The organism is Archangium lipolyticum, assembly GCF_024623785.1.
In the GTDB taxonomy this organism is placed as follows: domain Bacteria; phylum Myxococcota; class Myxococcia; order Myxococcales; family Myxococcaceae; genus Archangium; species Archangium lipolyticum.
Window position 1 is genome coordinate 33,632 of sequence record NZ_JANKBZ010000016.1, and the last position, 20,691, is coordinate 54,322.

The following is a 20,691-nucleotide window of genomic DNA, read 5'->3' on the forward strand; positions in this document are numbered from 1 at the left end:
TGGCTACTCCTGCACCATGGACGCGAGCCTCTCCGAGCTTCAACCGGCCGCACGCCCCGGCACCGCCCGGCGCATGGCCACCTCCGCCGTGATGCTCGGCCTCGTGGTCGCCGCCTTCGAGACCACCGTGGTCACCAGCGCCATGCCCACCCTCACCCGTGAGCTCGGTGGCCAGGACCTCTACTCCTGGGTCTTCTCCGCCTACCTCTTCGCCTCCACCGTGGGCGTGCTCCTCTTCGGCAAGCTCGCCGATCACCTCGGCCGCAAGCCCGTCTTCACCCTCGGCATGGGCCTCTTCCTCCTCGGCTCCGTGCTCTGTGGCGCCGCCTGGTCCGTCCCCTCCCTCATCGTCTTCCGCCTGATCCAGGGGCTCGGCGCCGGTGCCCTCCAGCCCACCACCATGACCATCAGCGCCGACATCTACACGCTGCGTGAACGCGCCGCCATCCAGGGTGTCTTCACCGCCGCCTGGGGTGGCGCCAACGTCATCGGCCCCCTCATCGGCGGCTGGCTCGTCATGCACGCCTCGTGGCGCTGGGCCTTCCTCGTCAACGTCCCCGTCGGCCTGCTCGCGCTCGTCATGCTCCACGTCTCCTACCGCGACCCCCCACGCCGCTCCGGTCGCGTCGACCTCTGGGGCCCCGCCCTCATCGGCGCTTCGCTCGGCCTGCTCCTCTTCGCCCTCGAGCACGGGGGCTCCAGTGGTCTCCGTTCCGCCTTCGCGCTTGCCGCCTGTATCGGCCTCGTCGCCGTCGTGCGTCAGCAGCGCACCTCCCCCTCCCCTCTCATCCCCCTGGAGCTGGTGCGCGATCGCACCGTCCTCAGTGGCGTGCTCGGCGGTCTGCTCGGCGGCGGCCTCCTCTACACCACCACCGCCTTCGTCCCCCTCTGGATGACCGAGCGCGGCGGCTACACCCCCCTCATGGCCGGCACCGCCCTCGTGCCGCTGCTCGCCGGCTGGGCCTTCGGTTCCACCTTCGGTGTCCGCGTCTTCATGCGCGGCGGGCTCCGCGCCAGCGCTGGCGGTGGTTTCCTCATCGCCCTGCTCGGCGCCTCCCTGCTCGCCCTCGGCGTGGCTCGCGGCTGGGGCATCCCCGCCACCTTCGCCAGCCTCGCCCTCCTGGGGCTCGGGCTCGGTCCCGCCGCCTCCACCTCTCTCATCGGCCCCCAGACCCGCGCCCCCTGGCACCACCGCGGCATGGTCACCAGCGCCATCTACGCCACCCGCATGCTCGGCGGCTCCTTCACCATCGCCCTCGTGGACCTCGTCCACGGCGGGTTCTCCCTGCGTTTCGCCCTCATCGCCCTCGTCGCCGGGATCGCCGCGCTGGCCCTCGGGGGGTTCGCTCCCGGCCGGGTCGTCACCGATGCCGAGCCCGCCGCCTCCTGAGCCTCTCCCCCACGCCCGCCTCCCCTCCTCCCGTGCGCCCTTGCCTCCCTGACGGGTTTCTTCGCTCCCGGGCCCGGGACACGTCATGATGCGCCGCCATGGGAAGTACGAGGTCTTCATCCAAGCGGCTCCCGCCCCCGCTGGCGTTCCTCCTCGGAACGCTGGTCCTGGGCTCCGCCGCGCACGCCCAGGACGCGGGCACCCCCGACACCGGCGCTCCGGACGCCGGTCAGGCCGAGCTCCAGGCTCCGGCCCCCGCTCCGGCTCCGGCCCAGCCCGCCTTCGTGGAAACGGAAGTCACCCAGTGTGGCCACAAGCAGGTCGGCACCGGCGAGGGCATGCTCCGGCCCCTCGGCCATGGTTTCTATCTCGATGGCCACCGCGTCCGCCGCGGCTGCACCCTCCTCCTCCAGCGCCCCCTCAAGAACCGCCCGCCCGTTCCCTTCGCCCCGGACTCCTTCCGTCCCCTCGGCTGCGGCTTCTTCCGCTACGCCACCTCCATCTACTGGAGCCAGTCCCTCGGCGGCGATGACCACGTCAAGGAGCCCAACGGCCAGCTCGCCGACGTCCTCACCCGCCTGGACCTCGCCGACGCCGAGACCTTCGAGGTCGATCGCGACTGCCGGCCCCGCGATGTCCGCTTCTTCTATCTCAACCACACCAACCGCCCCGAGTTGCCCGCCTTCGTCGCCGTTCCCCGGGGAGATGGTCAGGGTTATGAGGAGCTCGGCTGCGGCTTCGTCCGCTACGAGGGCCGCGTCTTCTTCGGCACCCGGCTCGTCGAGGGTGCCCATGTGCCCTCCTTCTCCTCCGTGCTGGGTCGCCTCCCCTATGTGGAGTGCGGCAACGCCATGTACGGCAAGGACCGCGCCAAGGTCTGGTGGCAGCACCTGATGGTCCGCGGCGCCAAGGCCAAGACCTTCCGCGTCCCCAAGGACGACAACCCCGACCTCCGCATCGCCTGCGATGGGCGCCGCTCCTTCCAGCAGGCCTCCGTCGACAAGAAGCCCAGCGCCCTCTGCCGGCCCGCGAAGAAGGTCACCGTCAAGAAGCGCAAGTGAGCGCGGGGGGGGGGTCGCGGGTTGGAGGACGGGGGGACCTACCCTCACCCCGTCCCTCTCCCAGAGGGAGAGGGGTTGTTGTTCGGTGTTGTTGTTTAGAAGGGATCCTCCAGGGGTCCTGGCATCACCCAGAGGGCCTCTGGCTCCCCGTAGCCCCCCTCGAATGAATCCAGGATGGGCTCCCAGCGCTCCCAGAACGTCGCCCAGCCGTACTCCGTCGGCGGCGCCGTGAGCACGTTTCCGTCCCGCTCCGGCTGGCCGTATGCGTAGTCCGCCAGCGTCCACTCCAGCGTGCCGAAGTGCACCACCAGCATCGGCGTCATCGCTCGCATCACCTCGGGGCGTGACACCTCGTCCGTCCGCGCCGTGGCCGGGGTGAACGCCACCTGCACCGCGTCGTGCTGCTCGCGCCACGCCAGGTAGTTGTTCGCCACCCCGATGAGGGCCTCGCGCTCGCCGGGCTCGCCGCTGAGCCGCGCCCGCTCGTAGAGCGCGAACGCCGCCACTACCAGGCTCCTCCCGTCCATCCCCGGGAAGAGTGTGTCGAAGACGTGGGGTCTCGGCGTGTCGTGCATGTGGGCCAGTGCGTAGGCGTAGGCGAGCCGTGTCTCCTCCGGCCTCGCGCCGGGCAGCTGGAAGTCCCCCAGGACGCGCTCGGGTGTCACCGCTCCGGCTGACTGGCGCCAGTCGAGGTACGCATTCGCCGCCCCGCCGATGTCCGCGAAGATGGCCACGTTGCCCTCGTGCAGGGTGCGCTCCAGCGTACGCACCACGGCCTCCGCCTTGTCGAGCGGATGCACCCCCGGCGCGCTCCAGTACAGCGAGGCGAGTCGTGACGCGGTGGTCAGCAGGGTGCGCGGATCCGCCAGGGCCTGGCCATTCATCCCCGTGGTGAGCGCGCCGAGCGCCGTGGCCGGATCCGTGGGCAGTCCCTGGAGCACCAGCTCCAGGGAGAGCTGCTCCACGGAGAGGCGCAAGGTGCCCGTGAGTCCCAGCCGGTCCAGCGCCCCGGCCACCGACAGCGAGGGCTGTCCCCGGGCCATGTCGAGCAGGTGCCGCGCGAGCGCCGCGTTGAACATGCCCTTGCCGGCCTCGTGCGAGGCATGGGGCGCGAAGCCGAACCAGTTGGGGCGGACGCCGCTCGTGCCCCCAGGTTGGAAGTCCGGGTCGAGCAGCGCCTGGAAGGACCCGGCGAGCTGGATGTAACCCGTGGTGATGCGGCGGTTGTCCTCCAGCGGTGTGGGGCCCTCGTCGGCGCGCACTGGCCGGGACACCAGCATGGCGAGCAGGAGGGGAGAGAGGACGAGCGCGCGGGGGGAGACGTGCGAGAAACCTTCGGCCACGAGGGGGCTCCCGATGTCGATTCAGGGGAGCCGAGGGTAGTCATCGTCAGGAGCGCTCCAAGCCCACACCCGGCCAGTGCGCTCCCCAGGACGTTCAGAGGATGACTGTCTGTCTATGGAGGCCCGGAGTTACCGAGCTTCTCCTTCAACGTGCTCCACCCCTGGTTGCCCGCCTCGAGCGCCTTGTCCATCACGCCCCCGGCCTCGCGCACCACGTCCTCTCCCTTCACCGCGGCCAGTCCTTGCACCACCCGGTCCATCCACGCCACGGGCTCGTACACCTGTCTGGCCCGCTCCTCGCCCAGCAAGGTGACGAGGAGCTCCTCCACTCCGCCCGCCCTCGCCACCAGCGCGCGCACCAGGATGAGCGCAGCGCGGTGCTGCCGGAAGATGGGCAGGCTCTTGCCGTGCTGGCGCAGCTCCTCCGCGCTGGCCTGGAGCTCCTGGCGTGTCGGCTCGTCCACGTATGGGCTGCTCGCCAGCTTGTCGAGGCTCACCGCCGCCTCCGGATACTTCTCGCGGCGGTAGTGCACGAAGGCCCAGCCCCACCACGTCAGCTCATTCTCGATGCCGAGGTTCTCCAGTGACTTCAGCCCCCGCTCCACGTCGTCCGCCGCCGGCTCGTCCCGCTTCAGCTGCATCCGGTTCCACGCGCGCAGGAAGTAGCCCGCCGCCAGCAGGCCCTCGCGCGTCCGCTCTGGAGTCGCTCCCCCGTGGCTCAGCTGGCCCAGCAGGCGCAGGTCCACTTCCGGCAGCGCCTCCACCTCGGTCACGTAGGCGGTGAGCTCCTCCTCGGAGGCGTAGTGGTAGCGCGCCTGCATGAAGGACAGGCCCCGGCCCGCACGCGACACCGTGCGCAGCAGGGCGGGCCACCCGGGTTGCGGCGTGGCGCGGGAGAACTCGTAGAGCGTCAGGTCCGTCATCGGCAGCCGGTTGCCTTGGTCCACCGTGTCCAGCAGCACCAGCAACAGCCCCTCGAACAGGTGCTCCATGCCCTCGTCGTAGCCGGGCAACGGCGGCTCGGGCCGTGTCTGCTTCGCGAGCTCCAGCTTCGACCACAGCAGTGGATAGTCGTCCTCGTCGTGCTCCCGCAGCGTCTGCTTCGCCCGATAGAAGGCGATGGCCAGCTTCAGGTACGTCGCCGCCGCCTGGCGCGCCTCCTCCGGGGTGAGCTCCCGCTGTGGCAGCTTCTGTGTCTCCTGCACCATCTCCCAGAGCGCCGTCACCGCCTCGGGCTGATCCTCCGCGCCATGGGCCCTCAGTGTCAGTTTGAGCGCGCGGTAGGGCACGAGCGTGTTCGAGTCGCGAATCCGCTTCTCGATCTTCGCCCGCTCCTCCGCGGCGCGCTCGGCGTCCGTCTTGTGACAGCCTCCGCACGCCGGGAGCAGCGCCAGCATCAGGATGAGGAGGGCCCGGTGGGCGATGCCGTTCTCGTCGAAGCTCGCCAGCCTCCGTACTTCACCCAGGACCCGGTCCTTGCTCGCCAATGCCTACCTCCAGGTAACGACTGTACTGGAAAGTGCGGACTTCCGCTGGAGGTACCCGGGCTTCTAATGACAGACGCCCTGGCCCCGATCCTCGAAGTCACCTTCCACGGAGAGGAACTCCCACGAGTAGGCGCCGTCCTCCAGCGTGAGCTTCAGCACCCCGAAGGTGTCGCTCTGGCGCACCTCGCTGTGGGGCTGGGGATCGCCGAAGACGTAGGAGTCCTTGCCTCCCGTTCCCACCACGAACTCCCGGATGCCCCGCTCTGGATCCGCGTGGCCGTCGGGCGTCTGGGGGGCGAAGCGCTCGTAGAAGTGGTCGTGGCCCGACAGCACCAGCTCCGCTCCGGCCTCGTACAGCGCGTCCCACAGCTCCTTCACGCCCGGGTTGTCCCGCTCCCACCCCGAGCTGAAGAGCGGCCGGTGCCAGTAGGCCAGCGTGCACCGTGCCGGGTTCGCCTTCAGGTCCTCGCGCAGCCAGCGCTCCTGCTCCGCTCGCGCCTCCGCCGGAAGCTCGGTGTTGAGCACCACCACGTGCCAGGTGCCCGCCTCGTAGCTGTAGTAGCCCTGGCCCGGCCTGCCCGCCGCCTCGCCGAAGTACTCGAAGTACGGCTGCGCCCGGGCCGAGTGGTACTCATGGTTGCCCGGCGTCGGGCGCGTGCGCTGCTTGTGCCGCCCCCATGAAGGCGCGTAGCACTTCGCGTAGTCTTCCGCCGTGCCATCCGGATAGGCGTTGTCCCCCAGCGTGAACACCGTCCCCTCGAGTCCATCCAACAGCTTCGCCGTGGCCTCGTCCTGGTCCGACTCGCAGCTCGCGATGTCTCCCGCTCCCACCAGGACCGCCGGTGGCGGACGCACCTGCGAGCTCGTTCCTCCCGAGACTCCCGCCGTCTGGCAGGCACCGAGTGACAGAAGCAGGGCCGCGCTCCCCGCGCGGCGCAGAAGGGGGGACAGGTTCATGGGATCCACTCCGGAGGGTTTCGGGCAATGCACTGCGAGGCGTCGAACGTAGCGTTGGGAGGAGCCGGGATGTCACGTCGAGGGAGGACACTGCTCGGTCTCGTGCTGATGGGAACGATGACCTCGGGCTGCTGGGTGCTCGAGCCCGGTGTGGCGATCGATCCCGGCTATTACCCGCCGGACGAGGGTTCTTCGGACGCGGGGGCCTGTGCCTCGCGGCTGTCGCCCTCGGGCATCGTCCAGGCGGGCGGGGTGCCCATCGACTACAGCGGCGGAAGGGTGACGGTGACGGCCGTGCACAAGGTGGACGTGGACGCGGTCGAGGACCGGTGTGTGGCCCGGCTCGAGTTCACCGTGTCGCTGGCTCGAGGAGAGTGTCCCCTGCGGCTCGTCTTCACGGGGAGGAACGGTGTCCAGGGAGGGCTCACGGAGGCGCGGCTCACGGCGGACTCGGCGTGTCCGGGTTTCCTGGACGCGGTGGAGGGTGTCTACGGCACTCCGGAGGGCTTCGCGCCGTGGCTTCATCTCGGGCCTCGGGAGGTCCCCGAGCGCATGGCCGAGCGGGTGTGCATGCGGTCGGTTCGGCTGGGCTTTCCGGCGTATCCCCTGCGCCTCTACCGCGCGAGCCCCTCACCCGCGGAGCTGACGGTGAATCTCGGGGGCCTGGAGTTGCACGGGGAGCTGCTCAGCACGGGTGACCCGGAAGCGAAGTGCTTCGAGGCGTCGGCCTGTGGGCCCGGTCTGCACGACGGAGGCGATGGCTGGTGCGTCGAGGCGGGCAGCTGCTCTCCGGGCTACCGCTTGTCGCTGGAGGGAAGCTGCACGCCGTGAGGGCGGGGTCAGCCCGTTTCGTGGGGAGACGGTTCAGCCCGGGAGGACGAGCTTCACGGACTCGCTGCGGACGTGGCACTCGTCCTCGGTCACGGTGACCTGTTGCTGCACGGAGCGCTGGCCGTCGGCGCTCGTGGCCTTGATGACGAACTGGCCCGGCCGCTCGTACTCCGTCACCCAGGTGTCGCAGTTGCCCTGCTGCGGGTCGCGACCGCCATTGCACTGAGCCTGCTGCTCGGGGCCGCCGTCCCGCGTGAAGGTGACGCGGGCGTCCCGCTGCGGATTGCCCTGTGCATCCACCACCGTCACCTGCACCGAGGGCCGTGCCTCGAGGGTACAGTACTCGGAGATCGGAACCTCACAGGCGGGAAGGAGGGCGGAGACGGCGAGCACCGCGGCGGTGGGGAAGAGGCGCATGGGGAATCCTCGTGAAGAGGGAAGAGTCTCATTCCGACCCTGTCGCAGTGGAAGCGGGACTGTCCAGGGCTCGAAACTCATTCCTCGCGCTCCTCCGACTTCAGGACGAACCGACGCGGGTGGCGCAGGACATGGGCACGGCCCTCGCGGACGAGCTCGCCCTCACAGCGCACGGGCCGCGCTTTGAGGTGGGCCTCGATGGCTGTCGGGTAGTCGTTGGCTTCCAACTCCAACCGCACCTTGCGGAGGCTGGAGTCGACCACCCCCGCGACGGTGACGATACCCGTGGTGGCTCCCTCGCCTCGCTCGAGCCGGATGACGAGCCCCTCCAGCTCGAAATCCTCACGAAGGGCGCTCGCGCGGAAGACACGCGCTGCTTCCCGAAGCACCGGAGCCACGTCCGCCGAGAAGGATACGTGCCGCTCCTCCAAGCCGGGGCGGCTGGGAGCCTCGGCCACGGTGATCTCGCACGTGCGTGCCCCACTTCGCGCGACGAGCCCGGCGAGTGCCTCGCACAGATTGGCGCTGACACCCGATGCCACCTCGTCGTGGAATGGCTGGAAGGTCGCACCGGAAGCCGCGCGGATGGCGGCGCGATGCGCGCCCGCGAGCGAAGTGGCCAGGGTCGAGATGACCCGGCGCTCGAAGGGCTCATCCGCCTCGGGGAGAGGGGCTCCCTGGTGGGCCAGTGTCGGTGGCACCGGGGAGCGCACGGTGACTACGTAGCTTCCCCGTGCCGGGGGCGCGAGCTGGACGGTGGTGAGGTATTCGAGCGCTCGTGTGGGCTTCCGGGTGGAGAAGACCGGGCGGGGTCCAACCGCCGCACAGGCCGCGGCGAGCAACAACTCCCTCACGTTTTCGTAGATGTGCACCCCGTGCTCGACGTTGACCGAGTGTTGCTCGAAGGTGGGACCCAGGAAGCGGAAGCGGACGGTGTCGGCTGTCGTTGCCGCTATGTCGTCGAGGATCTCCGAGCGTGGACGCGCCTCGGCCGCTTCCAGCGTCGAGACGACCTCCGCCAGCCGTGACATGTAGTCACCTGGCGTGGGGTCCAGAGGCAGGAGGAGCTCCAACTCCTCTCCTCCCCGTCTTGCCAGCCAGATGGAGGCACGCTCGCCCAGACGCTCGGCTTCGTGCCATCCCCGGCTCCGCAGATAGGCCGCCAGCTCGAGTGGACGCAGGGCCATCAAGGATTCCGTGTCGGGTTTCATGGCGCCTCTCCCCGGTTGATGCGCTCCATCATCCTGTGGAGTGCCCCTGGACTCAGCACCTGAAGGCGCGGGAGTACGACCGTGACGGTTCCGGTATTGGGGGTCGGTTCGAGTCCACGCAGTGATACCCACCAGGCGCAGTGGCGTAGCGTGAGCTCCCGCTCCGATTGAGATAGCCATTCGCCGGGTTCGACCGGGACGCGGACGACGAGGAGGATCCGGGGCACGAGGAGGTTCGTCTCCCGGAGCTGCTCATAGTTGCGCAGACCCAGGGCGAAGTGGAGTCCGTCCTCCCGGAGGACATCAGCCGAGGTGCACTTGAGCTGCAGCTCGACGCGCGGTCTGCGGCGCAACACTTCAGTGCCTCGAGCGGCGATGCCCCAGTCCACGCTGTCATCATCGACCTCGGGCCTGTACAGCGTGAAGCCAGCTACGCTGGCGACAGCGCGGAGGTACGCCTCGCCAAACTTCTCTTTGCGCTGGTTGATGTCCATCCCCATCCCCTGCCCCTTCCATCCGCTCCACCGAACCCGAGAGGTGGACTGTAGGAGCCTTTCCGGGCCAACTCAAGCGGTCAGGTGGACTGTGGTGGGCACGGCCCCTCGACCTTCTCCTCGCCTCCTTCAGGGCAGCGGGGATTTCCTCTACCTCACTCCTGGACGCCCGCCCGGCTGCTCCGCCGTCGAGCGCTGGACGTGTGCGCACGCTTTCCTCTGTCCGTGGACCTGGGAGCCGTAAGATGCGCGCCCTCATGCGCTCCCGCTCCCTTCTGCTCTCCGTGCTCGCGCTCTCCGCCCTTGGTGGCTGCGCGACCGCTCGTGGCCCCTCCGTGGCCGAGTCCGAGTCCGCTTCCCGCTCTCAGCCCGTCGATCAGGGCTCCGCGAGCAGTGCCGCTCCCGCTCCCGCCGCCCCCGCCGCTTCAGAGGCTCCCGCCGCCCCTGCTGCTCCGGCTGCTCCGGCTGCTCCCGAGGCCCCTGCCGCTCCCGCCGCGCAGGCCGAAGACCCTCACCCCAACCCTCTCCCAGGGGGAGAGGGAGCTGACGCGCTCTACGCCAGGGGGGTCGAGGCCCTCAAGGTCAAGGACGCCAACGCCGCCATCGACGCCTTCTCCGCCTGCACCCGCGCCGCTCCCTCCCGCATCGACTGCCACTGGGAGCTCGGCTGGGCCTACTCGCTCGTCAACCGCTGGTCCGACGCCCTCTCCGAGTGGACCCAGGTGCAGAAGCTCGACCCCAACCATCCCGACCTCGAGGACGCCCTCACCCAGGCCCGCGGCCAGTCCTCCCTTCAGCAGAAGCTCGCCTCCGTCGAGTCGGGCAAGCCCTCTCCCCGCCCCGCTCCTCCCAAGAACGCCCGTCTGCGCATCCGCGCCGTCGGTGACGTGATGCTCGGCTCCTCCTTCCCCGAGGGCCTCCTGCCCCCCGATGATGGTGTCTCCAGCCTCGCCACCGTCGCCCCCCTCCTGCGCGACGCGGACCTCACCTTCATCAACCTCGAGGGCCCCCTCTGCGACAACGGCGAGACCAAGAAGTGCCGCAAGAGCGGCAACTGCTACGCCTTCCGCTCCCCCACCCGTTACGGCAAGTACCTCCAGGACGCGGGCGTCGACCTGGCCTCCACCGCCAACAACCACTCCGGTGACTTCGGCGAGCTGTGCCGCCGCGAGACCGAGTCCACCCTCGATGCGCTCGGCATCCGCTGGAGCGGCCCCGCCGGCACCGTCGCCACCGTCGAGCGCAACGGCCTGCGCATCGGCATGGTCGCCTTCCACACCTCCGCCAACTGCAACTACCTCAATGACACCCCCAGCGCCGCCGCCCTCGTGCGCTCGGTGAAGCAGAACCACGACCTCGTCCTCGTCTCCTTCCACGGCGGCGCCGAGGGCTCCAAGGCCCTCAACATCCCCCGTGGCTCCGAGATGTTCTTCGGCGAGAACCGCGGCAACCTGCGCGTCTTCACCCACGCCGTCATCGACGCTGGTGCCGACCTGGTGCTCGGCCACGGGCCCCACGTCGTGCGCGCCCTGGAGTTCTACAAGGATCGGCTCATCGTCTACTCCATGGGCAACTTCGCCACCTACGGCACCTTCAACCTCAAGGGCCCTCAGGGGCTCGGCATGATCGTGGACGTGGAGCTCGACTCCCAGGGCCGCTTCCGCTCCGGCCGCATCCTCCCCACCCGCCAGGAAGGCCGCGGCATCCCCCAGCCCGATCCCTCCGGCGAGGTCATTCCCCTCGTGCGCCGCCTCACCTCCGAGGACTTCCCCGATACCGGCGCCGTGGTGGGCACGGACGGCGTCATCACTCCTCGCAAGGCCATCGCCACCGGCGCGGAGTAGCCTCTCGTTGCACCGGGAGGAGCACGGGGACGCATACCCTCACCCCGGCCCTCTCCCGGTGGGAGGGCTCTCCCGCATTTTATGTGGTGAGCGAGGGGGGACCGCTTGGGGAGAGCGAGGCCCCGCGCGACCTCGGACCGCCCCTCAGTAGAGGATGCAGTCAAACCTTTCGACGACGGCGCGGAATTCTTCTGGGGTAGTCTCGAAGTGCTTTGCCTCGACCGTAGCGGACAAGGTCAAGGCCTTCGTGGGGGCCGGTTGCTTGTGCAGGTCCTCGATGACGATGCGGCCAAATCGGCCCGGCCACTTGACGCTGCGCAGCTCGGGGGCTCGCCCGATGGGGTCCAGGATGGTGAAGCAGGGCCACCTGGGAAAGCGAATGGTGGCAGGGTCCGAGCCCATGATGCGGCAGCCATCCAGACGGGCTTCGGTGAAGTCGCAGTCCTCGATGGCCCCGTGCTCCCAACCTGTGCCGTAGTCGGGCCAGTGCCCGAAGTCGCACCCCGTCAGGCGTCCCTTGAAGCGGCACCCCTTGAGGGAGGCTTTCACCCATTGTTGATGATTTTTCAGCTCTTGCTTCACCTCGAAGGTGCTGTCAATGAACCGTGCCCCAACGATGATCAAGTTCCTGGCGGAGACCTTCAGGATGACGGTGCAGTTTCTAAGCGATAGGTTGGGGCCAAGGAAATAGAGCGAGTTCTTGTCCGTCAACTCCAGCCGCTCGTTCTCAATCTCCTTGTCCTCAAGGCGGACGTTCTCCAGCCACCCCATGGTTGTCCCTTTCAGAAGGTGAGCATCCGGAAGAACTCGCCCGCCATGCGCCTGCCGTGACGAGCCAGATTCGACTCCGTGCCGGAGAGAATCTCGTACTTGCGGCCCGTCTTCAGGTCAACCACGTCCACTCCCTGGTGTTTGAACCGAAGGCCCCCTCCCAATTGGGCTTTGACCTCTTCGTGCACGAAACGCCCTCGGGCCTCGCGCTCTAGCAGTCGCGCCAGCCAGTATTCTCCTCGCTCCAGGGCCTCCTTGATGGCCTTGTCCTCCTTGAAAGAGAGCCTGTCGGGCCCCCACTTCTTGGCGGCCTTGGTGACGGCCTCCTGGAGCATGTCGCCCACCTTGTCCTCAGCGGGAATGTCCGCGGCCGACTTTCCGCGTGGCAGATGCCAGCGCTGGCCGTCGCTGAGTTCCACCTGCCGGTTGCCACCCCGATGACGGATGACGGTTTCGGAGGAGCGGCCCCCTGTGGCCTGTCCCGTCCCACCGCCCGGCCCCTTCTTGAGCATGACCACGGCCATGGGGCCCTGAGGAGAGGTGGCCACCGTTTCCACCGCCGCCACCGCCTTGGCCAGGGCGCCTTCCGATGCGACCGCCGTCTCGGTGACTTCCAGGCGCCCCATGACGGCGGCGCCGCCCTGCGCCTCGAACTGCGCCCCCGCGACGTTGAAGCGCGGAAGCGACTTCGCCCGGGCCACCACCTGCCCCAGCGTGTGCCCAGCGAGTGTGGACACGGCGAGAATCATGGCCCGGGCCGCATCCTCGCCCAGCACCTTGCCGAATTCCTCGCCCGCCGCGCGCAGCTCCTCGAAGGTGGCGGCGTGGTGCGCCGTGTCGGCCATTCGGGCCCACCCGTCCATGAGGCCGTACACCGTTTCGAGCCCCAGGTAGCCCACGAGGAGGAGGGTCAGGCTGGCGGCCAGGGCCTTGGTCGTCGGCTCGGGCACCAGCCACATCATGCAGTAGAGGGCCACTGTCCAGACGACCATGGAAACAATCATTCGCACGTCCAGCAGCTCGGCCTTCAGTGCATCGCGCGTCTCCTCGAGGACCCTGCCAAAGGCCAAGGCCAGGGCAAACGCTCGCCGATCATCGGCGCGCAAATAGGGCCCATCGTCCAGCAGACCGAGGCAGTCGCCGCCCCCCTGGTGCTCACACCACTTCAGGTACTTCTGCTTGAGGGCTGCTTCGGCCTCGGGAATGAGCTCAACCGGGCCGTCCTGACGCAAGGGTGTCCAGGTGGGGGCCGAGCGGTGGTGCTGCTCCACCTCCCAGTCACCCGTCATGGTGACCCATGAGTCGTCCGGCTGCGTCGCCACGAGACTCAGCAACTCGTGGGCGGCCTCACGTGGAGACTTCCGCTTCAGCCGCGCGTCGCGAGCGAGCCGCTGGAAGGCTTGCTGAAACTCGGCCCTGGGGATGGGCACCGGTTGGGTGGTGACGTTGCCGGGCTCCATGAAGTCCACGACGTACACGGTGGCGGACTCGAGACCTGGCTCCACCGTGGCGGCCACACGTTCCTTGGGAGACGGCGGGAGGGTGAGCGGGTTGTAACGGTAGCCAGCAAGGAGGCTGCCGTGCGGGGTGCCCGTGGCACACGCGAACTGGAAGAGGACGATGAGGGCCCAGGCGCGAGAGCAGGGGCCCAGATGCGCGCCTGTAGGGCACCTACCAGGAAGACGGGTGGACACGGCGCACCTCCAGAGGCGATGCGACCCAAAGCCGTCGCTCCGGAATTACACTGAAATACGGGCGCGCTCGTCAAACCACCGGGTTGGTGGAGTGAGAGAGGATGCAGCGACTACTTGGACTCCGCTTCTTGCGGCACTGCCGGGAACGTGATGTTCCCGAGGGTGACGGTGCGGGGCCCCTGTTCTTCCCACAGCTTGAGGGTGCAGGGACAACTGAGCTGATCCGCTGGCTTCTCGGCGCCCACCACGACAAGGCCAAGCATGCCGGAATCAATGGCCGACTCCTGCCACACCGAAAGCGCTATCTCCGCGCCCGTCGGGTCCTTCAACACGGCCCCCTCCGCTCTCCAGGACTCGGCGCCAGGGTTGCTGAGTTCAACCCTTACCGCCAGTCTTCCCGGATGGATGTAGCTTCGGACCGTTTCCGCCCTGAGTGCGTTTGCCGGGTGGTGCTTCACGTGCATCCAGATGTCATCTGACACAACCATGTGTTTACGCTCCAGCAATGCGGTCCCCATGAGTCTGCCAGGCTCTTTGAGCTCGACCAGAAGCCGCGCCTTGTCCTCCTGGCACTGACGTGCTTCGGCCTGTGCCTCGATTACCTCTCTCTTGAGCGCGTCCGCGGGGTGCGGCTGGCGGAATACCTCCACACGCCGTGCTCCCCTCGCCGCGTGGCCCACCAGCCAGAAGCTCGCACTTGCCGGGGCCGCACCATCCGCGAATCGCACCGTTATCTTTACCCGCTCTCCTGGAAGATAATTCTCCTTGGGAATGACAAGCACACTCCAAGCCTCCTGGCCCTGTGCCCAATCCGCCAGGCGGCCTGCTGGTTGAAACTCCACCGCCCTCGGCGCCAGGGGGGAGTCAAAAGATCAATGTCGTCGGCTCGTCCGGGCTGACGCAAACTTCGGGCGCCTGCCCCGTGGAGTCCGCCACCAGGTCAATGCGAGGCTTCGCGGCGCAGCGCGGATGGAAGGGGATCTCGGTGGCCTCCGTAGCACCCGCGAGGAGAACCAGCGCCAGGAGAGCGCCGGGAGACAGGAGCAGCACGGGAATTCAATCTCCAGAAGGAACGGGGCCCGATGTGGCTCCCCTGTTGACCCAAACGGTGCCAAGCTCGAGCGCACATCGCGCCAACCCCTGCGGACGGCACTCGAAGCAAGGGTACCTACCTGCTAAACCAATACTCACCCTTTGCGAAGACAGGAAAGCGAGTCGCGCTCTTCATGTTGCCCGGCCTGCTTTCAGGCGTGGGACACTCACCCAGTCCTACGGGGCAAGTCGAGCCATCGGGCCAGATTCCCGGAGCGTCCCGGGCAATGACCAGACAAACGGGGTAGGTCCCACCGCCTGGAATCCGCGCCTGGGTGAAGGTGCCGTAGAAGCGGTTCTCCCCAGGCTGCCGCGTCCCAGAGAGCAAGGTGCCCCGAGGCAGATCGCCAATTCCCCCTCCTGACACCACGACATTGGCGGGGCCCTCATGCACGGTTGCCCTCTCCGTGTTCTCCCCTTCATACCCTTGCAGCACGACGTTTCCTCGTCCGGAAATGTCCAATCGGGCGTGGGTCTCGCGCCAACCCGCCGGGCATTCGACAGGCTCGGGAGTGGGACGTACCTGGGGGCCAGAGCAGCCCGTGAGAACGATGGTGCAGACACTGGCCGCCGTGCATACCTTCTGGGGAATGGGGACACATCGCCGGGCCTTGTTCGGCGACTGGGGCGTGAGCTTCTCTTCGGGCTTCGGGCGGGAATCTTTCTTTCGAGACATGGCGGTAGGAAGAGGCGCGGGGGGTTGAGCCCTGTCGGGCGCCGCGTCTGATTCAGATTCGGCAAGGTTTCCCGGTCGCGCCACTTCACGGAAAGATATGGCCTGAGTCGTCACCTCCCCCTGAGCGGATGCATCAGGTGGGGAGGAGGTCCCGTCCGCCACGGAGGCGGGCGCGGCATCCGGCGCGGGCCCGGACGCGCTCAGCGAACCCACGACGAGCGCCGCCACCACCGTGAGACCCACCACCAGCGCCACGGAAAGCCGCTCGACCTTTTCCACCCGCGCGGCGTGGCGCACCTCCTGCTCCCGCCCTGGCCCCGCTCCGTCAGCCACCGTCCCCACGGTGGGCGCCTCCGGGCACTGCGTCCCCACGGCTGGCTTTGCCTCCCGCGAGGCGTTCATATCCGCCGCCACGGCGGGCTCATGGGCACGGGCCACTGCTGGCTCCACGGGGGGGGCCGCTGTCTCCTCCCGCGCCGATGGCTCTTCCTCCGGCCACCAACCGCGTGGGGGCTCGTGGGCCATCCACTGCTGTTCCTCCTTCGGTTCCTCCGGTTCCTCGTTGGACTCCCCGCTCGCGCCCGGGGGCTCCATCAACGGCTCGTCCCAGCTCGCGTCCCCCTCGGCCGCGGCCAGCACCGCTTCCAGTGCGGCGCACAACTCGTCATCACCCGTGAAGCGCTCGTGAGGGTCCTTCGCCAGCATGCGCATACACAGCCGGCTCGCCGCCTCGGGCACTCGCGGGTTCAGGTCGTGGGGCGCTCTGGGCGTCTTCTGCAATATCCGGTCGTGCAGCCCGAGCTCCGTCCGATCGCCGAATGGCATCTCATCCGTCAGCAGCCAGTACAGGAGCACCCCCATCGCCCACAACTCGTCGGACAGCGTGTAGGTGTATGTGATTTCTTCTGCCTCGCCCCTCAGGAACTTGAGCATCTCGGGGCTGCGATACTCGGGGGTCCCGGGCGGCACCAGGCCCGGCTTCGTCTCCGTGGGCGCTCCCTTCATGGCTCCGAATCCGAAGTCGATCACCACCGGCTCGCCGTCATCGGCCCGGATCATGATGTTCGTTTCCTTCAGGTCCCGGTGCAGCACCTCGCGCCGGTGCACCTCCCTCATGGCTCGCGCGATCTTCAGGTACGTGTGCATCCCCACCCGGGCCGTGGGGTTGATGCGCTGCGCCCACTGGTCCATCGTCAGCCCGTGGACGTAGTCCATGACGATGTAGGGGTAGCCCAGGTCCGGGTGGGGCCACCGCTCGCACGCGCGAAAGCCCACCACGTTCGGCAACTGGAGCCGGAGCATCAGCGTGATTTCCCGCCGGTTCCAGCCCGTCAGCTCCGGGTCCGTCAGGAACTTGATGGCGAAGAGTCGATTGCCCCGCTCGGCCTTGTACACATGGCCCGAGCCGCCCTCTCCCAGCTTCTGGGTGATGATGTAGTCGCCGACCCGGGCGCCAATTCTCGGAAGGTGGATGATCAGGGTTGTGGGCCTCCGAACGTCCGCCCGACCCTAGCAGAACCCGACGCACGCGGTGGTATCGCCGGAGCGGTGGGCGAGTTTCCTCTCCCATCTCCCGACCTGACTTCTCCCGTGGGTTCCGAGGGCTTCCCGGACACCCGCGCCCCCGTGAGCACGCGGGGGCTCGGGGCCGGCCTCTTCGTTCCACACTGGGACGAGCACGGGGACGCATACCCTCACCCCGGCCCTCTCCCAGGGGGAGAGGGTGCTTGGGGCAGTGTGGTGCGTGATTGGTTTGTGTTCATAGGAGTTCGCCTCGGCTGAAGGCTTGCCGGAAGCCCACCCGCCGAGCCGACGAGCATGCACTCGGGACGTGTGCGCAGGTGCCCACCGAGCGCGCGTCACCCCGGTGCGTTACAAGGGGAGCGCCGTGCGAGCCCTTCACCTGTCTCGTTTCTCTTCCCTCCGAGCTTTCGGGCATCGGGATTTCGTCCATGTCTGGTCCGGCGCGCTCGTGTCCAACATCGGCACCTGGATGGAGCTGCTCGCCCTGGGTGTGTTCGTCACCACCGTGACGGGCCGCGCCGAGGCCACCGGGGGCATCGCCGCCCTCACCTACCTCCCCGCCGTGGTGCTCTCCCCCGTGGGCGGAGCGCTCGCCGACCGCTTCGACCGGCGCGCCTATGTCGCCGTGGGCACCCTCGTGCAGGCGTTGCTGGCCGGCATCCTCACCGTGCTCGCCTTCACCGGCCGCCTCACCGTGCCCGCCGTGGCCGTCATCTCCTTCCTCAACGGCTGCGCCAACACCCTCATCGGCCCCGCCTTCTCCGCCCTCATCTCCGAGGTCGTCCCCTCCGAGGACCTGCACAGCGCCTTCAGCCTCAGCTCGGCGCAGTACAACCTGGGGCGCATCATCGGCCCCATGCTCGCCGCCCTGGTGCTCGCCGTTGGCGGCCCGGCCTGGGCCCTGCTGTGCAACACCCTCTCCTTCCTCGCGGTGCTCGTCGCCCTGTGGCGCGTGCGCTCCTCCGGCCGGGATGCCGCCCAGGTACCCGAGGAGCTGTGGCCCGGCATCGTGCGCGGCGCCCGCGTGGCGTGGCAGGACCGGGGCATCCTGCTGGTGATGATGGGCACGCTGACGCTCTCCGCGCTGGTGGCCCCCTTCATCGGCCTGGTGCCCGTGTACGCCATCCGCGTCTTCCACCAGGGCGAGGTCGCCACCTCGCTGCTCGTCACCGCTCAGGGCGTGGGCGCCGTGTCGGCCGCGGTGATGCTCGGGCCCCTGGTGGAGTGGCTCGGCCGCAAGCGGTTGATGGAGTGGACCGTGTTGCTCATCGGCCCCGTGGCGGCGCTGTACTGGATGGCGCCCACCCTGCACGTGGCGGCGCTGGCCATCGTCGCCCTGGGCGCGCTCTACATGGCCACCCTCACCGGCTTCAACACCACCTGCCAGCTGCGCGTGTCGCGCGATCTCCAGGCCCGCATCAGCAGCATCTACGGCATGATGCTCGGCGTGGGGTACGCGGGGGGGGTGTGGTTGCAGGGGGCCCTGGCGGACCGCGTGGGCGTGCGCTTCATCACCGTCAGCTGCGCACTGCTCTTCCTCGCGCTCGTGCTCACGCTGCGCCTGTTGCGCCCGCGCGCCTTCGACGCCACCGAGACTCCGAGCGCGCTCGCTCCCGCGGGCGCTCCGAGCCCCTCCGTCCACCTCGAGGGGCCCGGGGACTTCTAGCCGGCTACTTCGTTTCCACGGTGAGGACCATCCACCGGTCCGTGGCGTGGTCGATGCGCAGGTTGCTCGCGCCGGACTCCTGGAGCTGCTGCACCACGCGCTCCAGGAACTGCAGCTGCTCCTGCGAGGCGTCCACGAACACGTTCTTCGGGCCGGTGCCCTTCGCCTTCGGCTTCTTCGCCGGCTGGGCGCTCGCGCCGTTCATCGGCTCGGACGAGGCCACCACCTTCAGCCGCGACGCCACGTCCTCCGCCGGCGTCTCGTTCTCGGACTCCGACTCGCTCGAGGTCTCCTCGGCCTTCTCCTCGGCGCCGTCCGCCTCGCTCAGGGCCTGCTCGCGCAGCTCGTTGAACGTCTTGGCGTTCAGCGAGGCACCGAACTTGTCCTTGTAGGCCTCCATCGCCTCGTTGCGGCTGATGTCCGGCTGCTTGCGGAAGAGCTCGAGCAGGAACGCGTGGCGCTCCTGGGCCTGGTCCTGGGAAATCCTTGCCATCGTTGGGGTCCTCGGTTTGCTGCGTACTGCGGAACTGCGGAACGCAGGGCGGCGCAAGGTACCCGAGCCCCGCGTGGAGCGGAAGTGGCCCCCGGCGAACCCCCGTGACGGCCTTCGCTCCCCTTCACCGCTCGTGCGAAGTCCCCGCGCTCGCCGCCTCTTTCTCAACGGGTGGAACAGCTCCGGCACGAAGGCCGGGAAAGAAGAGAGGGCCGGCCTCCGGGATGGGGAGACCGGCCCTTCGTGCTTCACGGCTCCGGCACCTGGAGGTGCCGCGCGGGACTAGGCGCAGATCTCCTTGCACGCGGCCGGGATCTTGGTCGCGTCCAGGTAGTCGGTGCAGGTCTGGGCCGCCTTCGCGTCCGAGCAATCCGAGGCCTTGCCCAGGTCGTACTTCTTTCCGTCGGTGCAGGCCTCGTCGTACTCCTTGCGAGCCTCGCACTTCGCGGTGCCGTACTGCTTGGTCTTACACTCCTCGGCGTTGGCGCCGTAGGCGGCCTTGAACTGCTCGGTGGCCTTCATCTCGTTCGACATGCACTCGAAGGCGCGCTCACAGGCGAGATCGATTCCGGACTTGCACACGGACTCGGGCGAGGTGCAACCGACGGCGAACAGAGACACGGCGGCGCTGCTGATGAGGAAGAACTTGCGCATGTGACTTCTCCTGTGGCGACTGCGGGGAGTGCTACCTCCCGGACCGACCTCAATCCCCCCCTCCTGAGGTGGATGACCGTCCGACCGGAGAGGGCCGCCGTGTTAGCATTCCGTTACACAGAAGGCCAACTTTGGACACGCGAAAGAGAGTCTTGCGCTTCGCGTCAATGCTTGCCTGTGTCTGGAGTTCCCTCGCTTTCCCGAGGAGACAGACGGTACGGCTCACCGCGCCGCTGGAAACACCGCCGCCACCTGGCGCAATTGAGCGAGCAATTGACCGCTCTCACTCCACAATTCCGCCAGGTCATCCGCGTAGCCCTCGGCGGCGTGACGGGAGTGGCCGGTGCGCAGGTAGAAGGCATCCGGTGCGGCCCCGGAGAGCGGCAGGGGCGCGTAGAAGTGCGCGGTGTAGTCCATGGTGGCGCCGTTGCAGAAGCCCTGTACCCGCGAGAGCGCGGCGGGCGGGTACGCATCGAGCAGGCCCACCACGAGGGGCGCATCGAGCGGTGTCGGGACGCGCGGGCGGATCCACCCACCGGTGCGGGCCTCGGCGGCACCCGAGTAGGGCGCGGCGCCCACGCACCAGCGGTAATCGAAGTGAGCGCCGAAGGTGGGGAGCAACTCGCTCGGCATGGAAGGCACGTCGAAGGGAGGCGGCACCCGGGGCGCACGCGCGTCGTCGTAGACGAGGGGCGTCTCGCGCGAGGTGGCGAAGGTGGCGCTCGCGAGGCAGGCCACCTGTCCGGCCTGCTCCAGCCGCGCGGACAGGTGCGTCACCTGGCGGCCGGCGCGCTCGATGCGCACCGCGAGCGTGGCCTCGCCCTCGCTCACGGGAGCGCAGAAGTGCACGGTGAGCGAGCGCGGCGCGCGGGCCGAATCGTTCAGCTCGCGCATCATCGAGCGCAGCAGGGAGCCCCCGAGCATGCCGCCGTAGGCGCCACGCCCCTGGAACCACTCGGGGCGGATGTCGCCGCGGTAGCGCCCATCCCCCAGGGAGCTCCAGGTGGTGGCGGTGACGAAGGGGGATTCGAGGGTGTTCGAGGACATGGCCACACCCTAGTGAGTCCGTGCTACGGGTGGAAGGTG

The 20,691-nt window shown here is 68.6% G+C and carries 18 protein-coding genes; 5 read left to right on the plus strand and 13 right to left on the minus strand.

Going from position 1 to position 20,691, the window contains the following annotated elements; genetic code table 11:
• Positions 1-16 precede the first annotated feature (16 nt).
• On the plus strand, positions 17-1,390 hold the full coding sequence (locus NR810_RS29725) for an MFS transporter (protein WP_257457666.1): 1,374 nt from the start codon (positions 17-19) through the stop codon (positions 1,388-1,390).
• A gap of 98 nt (positions 1,391-1,488) precedes the next feature.
• A complete protein-coding gene (locus tag NR810_RS29730; RefSeq protein WP_257457667.1) occupies positions 1,489-2,451 on the plus strand; it encodes a hypothetical protein in 963 nt (320 codons plus the stop codon).
• 95 nt (positions 2,452-2,546) lie between these two features.
• On the opposite strand, the gene NR810_RS29735 is transcribed toward NR810_RS29730, so the two are convergent.
• The 3 genes from NR810_RS29735 to NR810_RS29745 form a co-directional block, all read right to left on the minus strand.
• Positions 2,547-3,794, minus strand: a complete 1,248-nt coding sequence (locus NR810_RS29735) for a hypothetical protein (RefSeq protein ID WP_257457668.1) — start codon at positions 3,792-3,794, stop codon at positions 2,547-2,549.
• Positions 3,795-3,907: 113 nt separating this feature from the next.
• Complete coding sequence (locus tag NR810_RS29740; RefSeq protein ID WP_257457669.1) at positions 3,908-5,281, minus strand: hypothetical protein; 1,374 nt, start codon at positions 5,279-5,281, stop codon at positions 3,908-3,910.
• Positions 5,282-5,344: 63 nt separating this feature from the next.
• A complete protein-coding gene (locus tag NR810_RS29745; RefSeq protein ID WP_257457670.1) occupies positions 5,345-6,238 on the minus strand; it encodes a metallophosphoesterase family protein in 894 nt (297 codons plus the stop codon).
• 69 nt (positions 6,239-6,307) lie between these two features.
• Here NR810_RS29745 and NR810_RS29750 point away from each other — a divergent pair, with 69 nt between their 5' ends.
• On the plus strand, positions 6,308-7,069 hold the full coding sequence (locus NR810_RS29750) for a hypothetical protein (protein WP_257457671.1): 762 nt from the start codon (positions 6,308-6,310) through the stop codon (positions 7,067-7,069).
• 33 nt (positions 7,070-7,102) lie between these two features.
• Here NR810_RS29750 and NR810_RS29755 read toward each other — a convergent pair whose 3' ends face one another.
• The 3 genes from NR810_RS29755 to NR810_RS29765 all read right to left on the minus strand — a co-directional run bounded on the left by NR810_RS29755 (position 7,103) and on the right by NR810_RS29765 (position 9,191).
• Positions 7,103-7,486, minus strand: coding sequence for an Ig-like domain-containing protein (locus NR810_RS29755; protein WP_257457672.1), 384 nt, complete (start codon positions 7,484-7,486; stop codon positions 7,103-7,105).
• A 77-nt stretch (positions 7,487-7,563) separates the two neighbouring features.
• A complete protein-coding gene (locus tag NR810_RS29760; protein ID WP_257457673.1) occupies positions 7,564-8,697 on the minus strand; it encodes a hypothetical protein in 1,134 nt (377 codons plus the stop codon).
• Complete coding sequence (locus NR810_RS29765) at positions 8,694-9,191, minus strand: DUF4365 domain-containing protein (protein WP_257457674.1); 498 nt, start codon at positions 9,189-9,191, stop codon at positions 8,694-8,696. The genes NR810_RS29760 and NR810_RS29765 overlap by 4 nt, the downstream gene beginning before the upstream one ends.
• A gap of 245 nt (positions 9,192-9,436) precedes the next feature.
• Here NR810_RS29765 and NR810_RS29770 point away from each other — a divergent pair, with 245 nt between their 5' ends.
• Positions 9,437-11,035 (plus strand): CapA family protein, encoded by a 1,599-nt coding sequence (locus tag NR810_RS29770; protein ID WP_257457676.1) that lies wholly within the window; start codon positions 9,437-9,439, stop codon positions 11,033-11,035.
• Positions 11,036-11,179: 144 nt separating this feature from the next.
• Here NR810_RS29770 and NR810_RS29775 read toward each other — a convergent pair whose 3' ends face one another.
• From NR810_RS29775 to NR810_RS29790, 4 genes are all read right to left on the minus strand, one after another.
• Positions 11,180-11,806 (minus strand): hypothetical protein, encoded by a 627-nt coding sequence (locus NR810_RS29775; RefSeq protein WP_257457678.1) that lies wholly within the window; start codon positions 11,804-11,806, stop codon positions 11,180-11,182.
• Between the two features lie 11 nt (positions 11,807-11,817).
• Positions 11,818-13,500, minus strand: coding sequence for a SitA5 family polymorphic toxin (sitA5, locus tag NR810_RS29780; protein WP_257457679.1), 1,683 nt, complete (start codon positions 13,498-13,500; stop codon positions 11,818-11,820).
• Between the two features lie 110 nt (positions 13,501-13,610).
• Positions 13,611-14,357, minus strand: a complete 747-nt coding sequence (locus NR810_RS29785) for a DUF2381 family protein (protein ID WP_257457911.1) — start codon at positions 14,355-14,357, stop codon at positions 13,611-13,613.
• Between the two features lie 311 nt (positions 14,358-14,668).
• Positions 14,669-16,747: a serine/threonine protein kinase gene (locus NR810_RS29790; protein ID WP_306818626.1), complete on the minus strand. Its 2,079-nt coding sequence runs from the start codon at positions 16,745-16,747 to the stop codon at positions 14,669-14,671.
• A 409-nt stretch (positions 16,748-17,156) separates the two neighbouring features.
• Here NR810_RS29790 and NR810_RS29795 point away from each other — a divergent pair, with 409 nt between their 5' ends.
• On the plus strand, positions 17,157-18,458 hold the full coding sequence (locus NR810_RS29795; RefSeq protein ID WP_257457681.1) for an MFS transporter: 1,302 nt from the start codon (positions 17,157-17,159) through the stop codon (positions 18,456-18,458).
• A 4-nt stretch (positions 18,459-18,462) separates the two neighbouring features.
• On the opposite strand, the gene NR810_RS29800 is transcribed toward NR810_RS29795, so the two are convergent.
• From NR810_RS29800 to NR810_RS29810, 3 genes are all read right to left on the minus strand, one after another.
• Positions 18,463-18,951, minus strand: coding sequence for a hypothetical protein (locus tag NR810_RS29800; protein WP_257457682.1), 489 nt, complete (start codon positions 18,949-18,951; stop codon positions 18,463-18,465).
• Between the two features lie 282 nt (positions 18,952-19,233).
• Complete coding sequence (locus NR810_RS29805) at positions 19,234-19,605, minus strand: hypothetical protein (RefSeq protein ID WP_257457683.1); 372 nt, start codon at positions 19,603-19,605, stop codon at positions 19,234-19,236.
• A gap of 222 nt (positions 19,606-19,827) precedes the next feature.
• Positions 19,828-20,652, minus strand: coding sequence for an acyl-CoA thioesterase (locus NR810_RS29810; RefSeq protein ID WP_257457685.1), 825 nt, complete (start codon positions 20,650-20,652; stop codon positions 19,828-19,830).
• Positions 20,653-20,691 lie beyond the last annotated feature (39 nt).

Bases quoted from the DNA above. Each gene is read 5' to 3' on its own strand.
- NR810_RS29725 (WP_257457666.1), top strand. From the start codon at position 17: ATGGACGCGAGCCTCTCCGAGCTTCAACCGGCCGCACGCCCCGGCACC.
- NR810_RS29730 (WP_257457667.1), top strand. From the start codon at position 1,489: ATGGGAAGTACGAGGTCTTCATCCAAGCGGCTCCCGCCCCCGCTGGCG.
- NR810_RS29745 (WP_257457670.1), bottom strand. From the start codon at position 6,238: ATGAACCTGTCCCCCCTTCTGCGCCGCGCGGGGAGCGCGGCCCTGCTT.
- NR810_RS29750 (WP_257457671.1), top strand. From the start codon at position 6,308: ATGTCACGTCGAGGGAGGACACTGCTCGGTCTCGTGCTGATGGGAACG.
- NR810_RS29755 (WP_257457672.1), bottom strand. From the start codon at position 7,486: ATGCGCCTCTTCCCCACCGCCGCGGTGCTCGCCGTCTCCGCCCTCCTT.
- NR810_RS29760 (WP_257457673.1), bottom strand. From the start codon at position 8,697: ATGAAACCCGACACGGAATCCTTGATGGCCCTGCGTCCACTCGAGCTG.
- NR810_RS29765 (WP_257457674.1), bottom strand. From the start codon at position 9,191: ATGGACATCAACCAGCGCAAAGAGAAGTTTGGCGAGGCGTACCTCCGC.
- NR810_RS29770 (WP_257457676.1), top strand. From the start codon at position 9,437: ATGCGCGCCCTCATGCGCTCCCGCTCCCTTCTGCTCTCCGTGCTCGCG.
- NR810_RS29775 (WP_257457678.1), bottom strand. From the start codon at position 11,806: ATGGGGTGGCTGGAGAACGTCCGCCTTGAGGACAAGGAGATTGAGAAC.
- NR810_RS29800 (WP_257457682.1), bottom strand. From the start codon at position 18,951: ATGGCAAGGATTTCCCAGGACCAGGCCCAGGAGCGCCACGCGTTCCTG.
- NR810_RS29805 (WP_257457683.1), bottom strand. From the start codon at position 19,605: ATGCGCAAGTTCTTCCTCATCAGCAGCGCCGCCGTGTCTCTGTTCGCC.
- NR810_RS29810 (WP_257457685.1), bottom strand. From the start codon at position 20,652: ATGTCCTCGAACACCCTCGAATCCCCCTTCGTCACCGCCACCACCTGG.